Annotated in this window: 7 protein-coding genes; all 7 read left to right on the top strand. The window is 39.9% G+C overall.

The window, feature by feature from the left end; translation table 11 throughout:
* On the top strand, nt 1-647 hold a 647-nt coding region (locus tag ACYQ35_RS09845; protein ID WP_459832928.1), incomplete at its 5' end, for an ABC transporter substrate-binding protein.
* 20 nt (nt 648-667) lie between these two features.
* Complete coding sequence (locus ACYQ35_RS09840; RefSeq protein WP_009461258.1) at nt 668-1357, top strand: amino acid ABC transporter permease; 690 nt, start codon at nt 668-670, stop codon at nt 1355-1357.
* Nucleotides 1354-2076 carry an amino acid ABC transporter ATP-binding protein gene (locus ACYQ35_RS09835; RefSeq protein ID WP_009461257.1) on the top strand — a complete coding sequence of 241 codons (723 nt, stop codon included), beginning with the start codon at nt 1354-1356 and terminating at the stop codon, nt 2074-2076. The genes ACYQ35_RS09840 and ACYQ35_RS09835 overlap by 4 nt, the downstream gene beginning before the upstream one ends.
* Nucleotides 2077-2181: 105 nt before the next feature.
* Complete coding sequence (locus tag ACYQ35_RS09830; protein WP_009461256.1) at nt 2182-2577, top strand: hypothetical protein; 396 nt, start codon at nt 2182-2184, stop codon at nt 2575-2577.
* A gap of 14 nt (nt 2578-2591) precedes the next feature.
* Nucleotides 2592-2942 (top strand): arsenate reductase family protein, encoded by a 351-nt coding sequence (locus tag ACYQ35_RS09825; protein ID WP_009461255.1) that lies wholly within the window; start codon nt 2592-2594, stop codon nt 2940-2942.
* On the top strand, nt 2943-4703 hold the full coding sequence (gene mutY / locus ACYQ35_RS09820; RefSeq protein ID WP_009461254.1) for an A/G-specific adenine glycosylase: 1761 nt from the start codon (nt 2943-2945) through the stop codon (nt 4701-4703).
* A 90-nt stretch (nt 4704-4793) separates the two neighbouring features.
* The gene (locus tag ACYQ35_RS09815; RefSeq protein ID WP_009461253.1) at nt 4794-5945 is read left to right on the top strand and encodes a double-cubane-cluster-containing anaerobic reductase; all 1152 of its coding nucleotides are present in this window, start codon (nt 4794-4796) and stop codon (nt 5943-5945) included.
* The last annotated feature ends 55 nt before the right edge of the window (nt 5946-6000 follow it).

The raw sequence follows: 6000 nt of genomic DNA, 5'->3' as shown, positions 1-6000 counted from the left end.
CTCGGTTTACAATTCATCATATGAAAGGCAAAGAAGTTGTCGGAATTGACATGGATATTGCAAAAGCGATTGCAGATGATATGGGAAAAGAACTGAAAATCAAAAATATGGAGTTTGACGGTGCGTTGGCCAGTGTGGCAAGCGGAAAAGTAGATTTTGTTGCGGCAGGTGTTTCCATCAATGAAAAGCGTAAAAAGACAATGGATTTTTCACACGAATATGTGGATTCGACGGAAGTGATTGTCGTAAACGGAGAAAATCCGGCAATTTCCGGTAAAGTGTCGGGAGAGAGCCTGAATGGAAAAGTAGTTGCTGTGCAGCAGGGGAATATTGCGGACAGTTGGGTATCAAACGAGGAAAACTGTAAGCCAAAAGAAGTGAAAAGATATACAAAATTTGCACAGGCAAGTGAGGACTTAAAAAACAATAAAGTGGACTGCATTGTCATGGACAAGTATCCTGCCGAAAAACTTATCTCAGAAAATAAAGAATTGAAGATTTTAGACGGTGTTCTTTTTGAGGATAAATATGCCATTGCGGTAAAAAAAGGTAATAAGGAACTTTTGGATAAAATCAACAAAGTAATTGATAAACTGATTGCAGATGGAAAGATTGAAGAATTTACTGCAAACCATACACAGAAATAATCTTGAAAGGAAAAAGCAAAATGGATTTGATTCAAAATTTTATTGACGGTTTTTATAATGCCGTGATTTATGACCAGAGATATTTGGTATATCTGGACGGATTGAAAGTAACAATTTTAATCTCCCTGTTTGCCATTGCAATCGGGGTGGCTATCGGACTTTTAATAGCAGTCATTAAAGTGAGCGCTTCGGAAAAGAAAGTGTTGGTTGGCTTGAAATGGCTCTGCAACGTTTATATAACCGTGATAAGGGGAACTCCGGTTATGGTACAACTGCTTATCATTTACAATTTAGTTTTTACTGCAAGAGATACAAATGAAATTGTGGTAGGTGCAATCTGCTTCGGAATTAACTCCGGTGCATATGTTGCGGAAATTATTCGTGCGGGAATTGAATCCATTGATAAAGGTCAGATGGAAGCAGGGCGTTCACTCGGATTTAACTATATTCAGACAATGCGGTATATCATTGTACCACAGGCAATCAAAAATATTCTTCCGGCACTCAGCAATGAATTTATTGTATTGATAAAAGAGACATCTGTGGCGGGAATTATTGCGGTGACGGATTTGACAAAGGCAGCACAATACATAGGTTCAACAGACTATAACATTCTTCCGCCGCTTTATGTCGCAGCAGTATGTTATCTTATCATAGTACTTGGTTTGACAAAGTTACAGGGATTGCTTGAAAGGAGACTGGCAAGATGATTATAACAAAGAACTTACAGAAATCATTTCACGGAAATCAAATATTGAAGGGGATTGACATTCACATTGAGCAGGGAGAAAAGGTAGTTATTGTCGGTCCTTCCGGTTCGGGAAAATCTACGTTTTTGCGTTGCCTGAATCTTCTGGAGACAACGACAGGCGGAGAAGTGTGGTTTGAGGGAAATAATATTACGGGTAAAGAGTGTAACATCAACAAACTGCGTCAGAAAATGGGAATGGTTTTCCAACAGTTTAATTTATTTCCACATCTGTCCGTAAAGGAAAATATTACACTTGCACCGATTAAACTTGGTCTGATGAGCAAAGAAGAGGCGGATAAAAAGGCGGAAGAATTATTAGTTCGAGTAGGTCTTCCGGATAAGGCGGATCAGTATCCGAAACAGTTGTCGGGAGGACAGAAACAACGTATCGCAATTGCGAGAGCGTTGGCGATGAATCCGGAGGTAATGCTTTTTGATGAACCTACGTCAGCGTTGGATCCGGAAATGGTAGGAGAAGTTCTTACGCTGATGAAAGAACTTGCCGACGAAGGAATGACGATGGTTGTCGTTACACATGAGATGGGATTTGCAAGGGAAGTGGCAACCCGAGTTATCTTTATGGACGAAGGACAGATAAAAGAAGAAAATGCACCAGAAGAATTTTTCTCTAATCCAAAAGATGAAAGGTTGAAAGAATTTCTGTCAAAAGTATTATAGAAGTGAAAAGAATCTAATGTTCATTAACATTTGATAAACTGTATTGACTTTCAAAAGGATAAAGCATATAGTGGGTACAAATTATTGAAGAAGTGAGGAATGAACATGAAAGAAAAAATACAACGGTTTATGATGGGACGATACGGTTCGGATACACTCAACAAATTTTTGTTTGGCGTAACGTTGGTCTTACTTATTACAAGTATTCTTTTTGACAGTAATTTTTTAAATTTACTTGCCCTGTTGTTACTCGTAGTCTGTTATGTTAGAATGTTATCGAGAGATGTTCAGAAAAGGTATAATGAGAATGTGAAATTCTTGAATATGAAGAAAGACTTTTTTGGATTCTTTCGCAGAGAGAAATCTTATTTTGAGCAGAGAAAGACACATCATATTTATAAATGTCCGACTTGTAAGCAGAAGATAAGAGTGCCGAAGGGAAAGGGAAGAATCTGTATTACCTGCCCGTCGTGCAAGACTGAATTTATCAAGAACAGTTAGGAGGAGAATGAAAGATGTTATTTATAGAATATCCAAAATGCACAACGTGCAAGAAAGCGAAGAAGTGGCTTGAGGAGAACGGAGTGGAATTTACGGACAGACATATCGTGGAGGACAACCCGTCCAAAGAAGAGTTGAAAGAATGGTATGAGAAGAGTGGGCTTCCATTGAAACGTTTCTTTAACACAAGCGGAATGAAGTATAAGGAAATGAAATTGAAAGATAAATTGCCGGAGATGTCTGAGGAAGAACAGTTGGAATTATTGGCAACAGACGGAATGTTAGTAAAACGTCCATTGCTTATCGGTGAGACATTTGCCATTCCGGGATTTAAGGAGCAGGCGTGGGAAGAGGTTTGCAAATAAATGAAATATGAAAGAATTAAGGTTGGGACGTTCGTTGAACGCCCCAATCGTTTTATTGCGTATGTAAATATAGCGGGCAGGAAGGAAACGGTTCATGTGAAGAATACAGGGCGGTGCAGGGAACTTCTCATTCCGGGGGCGACGGTCTATGTGCAGGAGAGTGACAATCCGAATCGGAAAACAAAATGGGATTTAATCGGTGTGAAGAAAGGAAACAGAATGATTAATATGGATTCCCAAATTACTAATGCAGTAGTAAAAGAATGGATTGAGAAGGGGAATTTATTTGCAAATCCATCTCTGATCAAACCGGAGACGACATACGGACAATCCAGATTTGACTTGTATGTGGAAGAAGGGGAGAGAAAAGCATTTATCGAAGTGAAGGGAGTTACTCTTGAGGAAGACGGTATAGTGCGTTTTCCTGACGCTCCGACGGAACGGGGAGTAAAACATGTGGAAGAATTGTGCCATGCGGTTTCGGAGGGATACGAGGCGTATGTTATTTTTGTTATCCAGATGGATAAAGTATCGTATTTTACGCCAAATGAAAGGACACACAAAGCGTTTGGAGATGCACTGCGGAAGGCGAAAAAAGCAGGAGTACACATTTTGGCATATGACTGTAAAGTGAAGAAAGACAGCATTTCACTATATAAAGAAGTTCCGGTTATTTTGGAGCAGGAACAGTTGAAGGAAATTGTGCAGCCGATTGTCTCATGGTATCGGGAAAATAAACGGCAGTTAGCATGGAGGGAAAATGTCAGCGCCTACAGAGTATGGGTTTCGGAGATTATGCTGCAGCAGACGAGAGTGGAGGCAGTGAAACCGTTTTATGACCGATTTTTAAAGGAACTTCCTACGGTGAAAGATTTAGCAGAGGCGGAAGAGGATAAGTTACTGAAATTGTGGGAAGGATTGGGATATTACAACCGTGTTCGAAATATGCAGAAGGCGGCTGTACAGGTTATGGAAGAATTCCACGGAGAATTTCCGAAAACATATGAAGAAGTTTTATCCCTCTCGGGAATTGGGAATTATACGGCGGGGGCAATCTGCTCCTTTGCCTACGGTATACCGAAACCTGCGGTGGACGGAAATGTACTGCGTGTCATTTCAAGGGTAATCGCAAGTGAAGAGGATATCATGAAACCGGCAGTGCGTACGAAGATAGAGTACATGTTGGACGGTGTCATTCCAAAGGACAGCGCGAGTGATTTTAATCAGGGATTAATAGAGTTGGGAGCGTTAATCTGCACGCCGAAAGGAATGGCAAAATGTGAAAAATGTCCGTTGGGTTCGGTTTGTCAGGCAAAGAAAGAAAATAAAGTGGAGGAACTTCCCGTAAAAGCGAAAACAAAAGAACGGCGGATAGAAAACAGAACCGTATTTGTTTTCCGGGACGGTGAGAATATTGCCATAAGGAAAAGAAAATCAAAGGGACTCTTGGCGGGATTGTATGAGTTCCCGAACGAAGAGGGACATTTTACGGAGGACGAAGTGATTTCCTACAGTAAAACAAAAGGATTATATCCGATGCGAATTAAAAAACTGGGTGAGGCAAAGCATGTGTTCAGCCATGTGGAGTGGCATATGACGGGATATGCCGTCCATGTAGATGAACTGGAGAAAAGTTGTGAAAAAGATATGCTGTTTATTCACCCGGAGGAGATTCAGAAAGAATATCCGATACCGAGCGCTTTTGAATATTATACCAATCAGGTAAATATAAAATTGGGTATAGAAAAAAACTATAAATAGGGAAAATGTATATAAAAAAACGATTAGATTCCGTAGGAAACAGATGGTACTATATATTTTATAAGGTTTACAGTATAAGGAGGCAGACAGATGGAATTAATTAAGGATTTACCTGAAGTTTTTGAAGAATTTGCGGAGCAGAGACAAAAATCATTTCTTGCAGTAAAAGAATTGAAAGATAAAGGGGTTCCGATTGTGGGGGTATATTGTACATACTTTCCACAGGAAATTGTTATGGCAATGGGGGCGGCAGCAGTCAGTTTATGTTCCACGTCGGACGAAACGATACCGGACGCGGAGAAAGACCTTCCGAAAAATTTATGTCCGCTCATTAAATCAAGTTATGGATTTGCGAAGACGGATAAATGTCCATTCTTTTATTTTTCTGATTTAGTTGTGGGAGAGACAACCTGCGATGGAAAGAAAAAAATGTATGAGTATATGGCAGAGTTTAAGCCGGTACACATTATGGAACTGCCAAACACACAGTCAGAAAATGCCTTGGAATTATGGAAAAAAGAAATCATTCGTTTTAAGGAAGTTTTGGAAGAAAGATTTCAGGTGGAAATTACGGAGGATAAGATAAGAGAGGCAATCAGAGATAATAATAAGGCGAGATTATCTTTGAGAAGACTTTATGAAACGATGCGGCATGATCCTGTTGCAATGTACGGACATGATTTATTTAAAGTGCTGTATGGAAGCACATTTAAGTTTGACCGAAAAGAAATTCCATCAGAAGTCGATCCTCTTGTTGAGAAGATTGAGGCAGAGTACGCAAAAGGACAAACAATCCCGAAAAAGCCGCGTATTTTAATTACAGGCTGTCCGATCGGAGGAGCAACGGAGAAGGTAATTCGGGCAATTGAGGATAATGGTGGAGTTGTCGTTACTTATGAGAACTGCAGTGGAGCAAAATCTATTGACAAATTAGTAGATGAAGAAAATCCGGACGTATATGATGCGTTGGCAAGGCGATATCTGGCAATTGGCTGTTCGGTAATGACGCCAAATCCAAACCGTTTGGAATTACTCGGACGTTTGATTGACGAATATAAAGTGGACGGTGTTGTAGAAGTTGTTCTTCAGGCCTGTCATACATACAATGTGGAGACACTGGGGATTAGAAAGTTTGTAAATGAGAAGAAACATATTCCATATATCAGTGTGGAGACAGACTATTCTCAGGCTGATATCGGACAATTAAATACAAGATTAACCGCATTTATTGAAATGCTGTAAATTAAAAGGCGATGCTACAATATAAATTGTGACATCGCCTTTTAATCGCTTTGAC

Source organism: Faecalimonas hominis (genome assembly GCF_054660755.1).
The sequence above is the reverse complement of the archived record's forward strand: the minus strand, read 5'-3'. Positions and strand labels throughout refer to the sequence as shown.

Coding starts and splice junctions, on each gene's coding strand:
- ACYQ35_RS09840 (WP_009461258.1), top strand. CDS start 668: ATGGATTTGATTCAAAATTTTATTGACGGTTTTTATAATGCCGTGATT.
- ACYQ35_RS09835 (WP_009461257.1), top strand. CDS start 1,354: ATGATTATAACAAAGAACTTACAGAAATCATTTCACGGAAATCAAATA.
- ACYQ35_RS09830 (WP_009461256.1), top strand. CDS start 2,182: ATGAAAGAAAAAATACAACGGTTTATGATGGGACGATACGGTTCGGAT.
- ACYQ35_RS09825 (WP_009461255.1), top strand. CDS start 2,592: ATGTTATTTATAGAATATCCAAAATGCACAACGTGCAAGAAAGCGAAG.
- mutY (WP_009461254.1), top strand. CDS start 2,943: ATGAAATATGAAAGAATTAAGGTTGGGACGTTCGTTGAACGCCCCAAT.
- ACYQ35_RS09815 (WP_009461253.1), top strand. CDS start 4,794: ATGGAATTAATTAAGGATTTACCTGAAGTTTTTGAAGAATTTGCGGAG.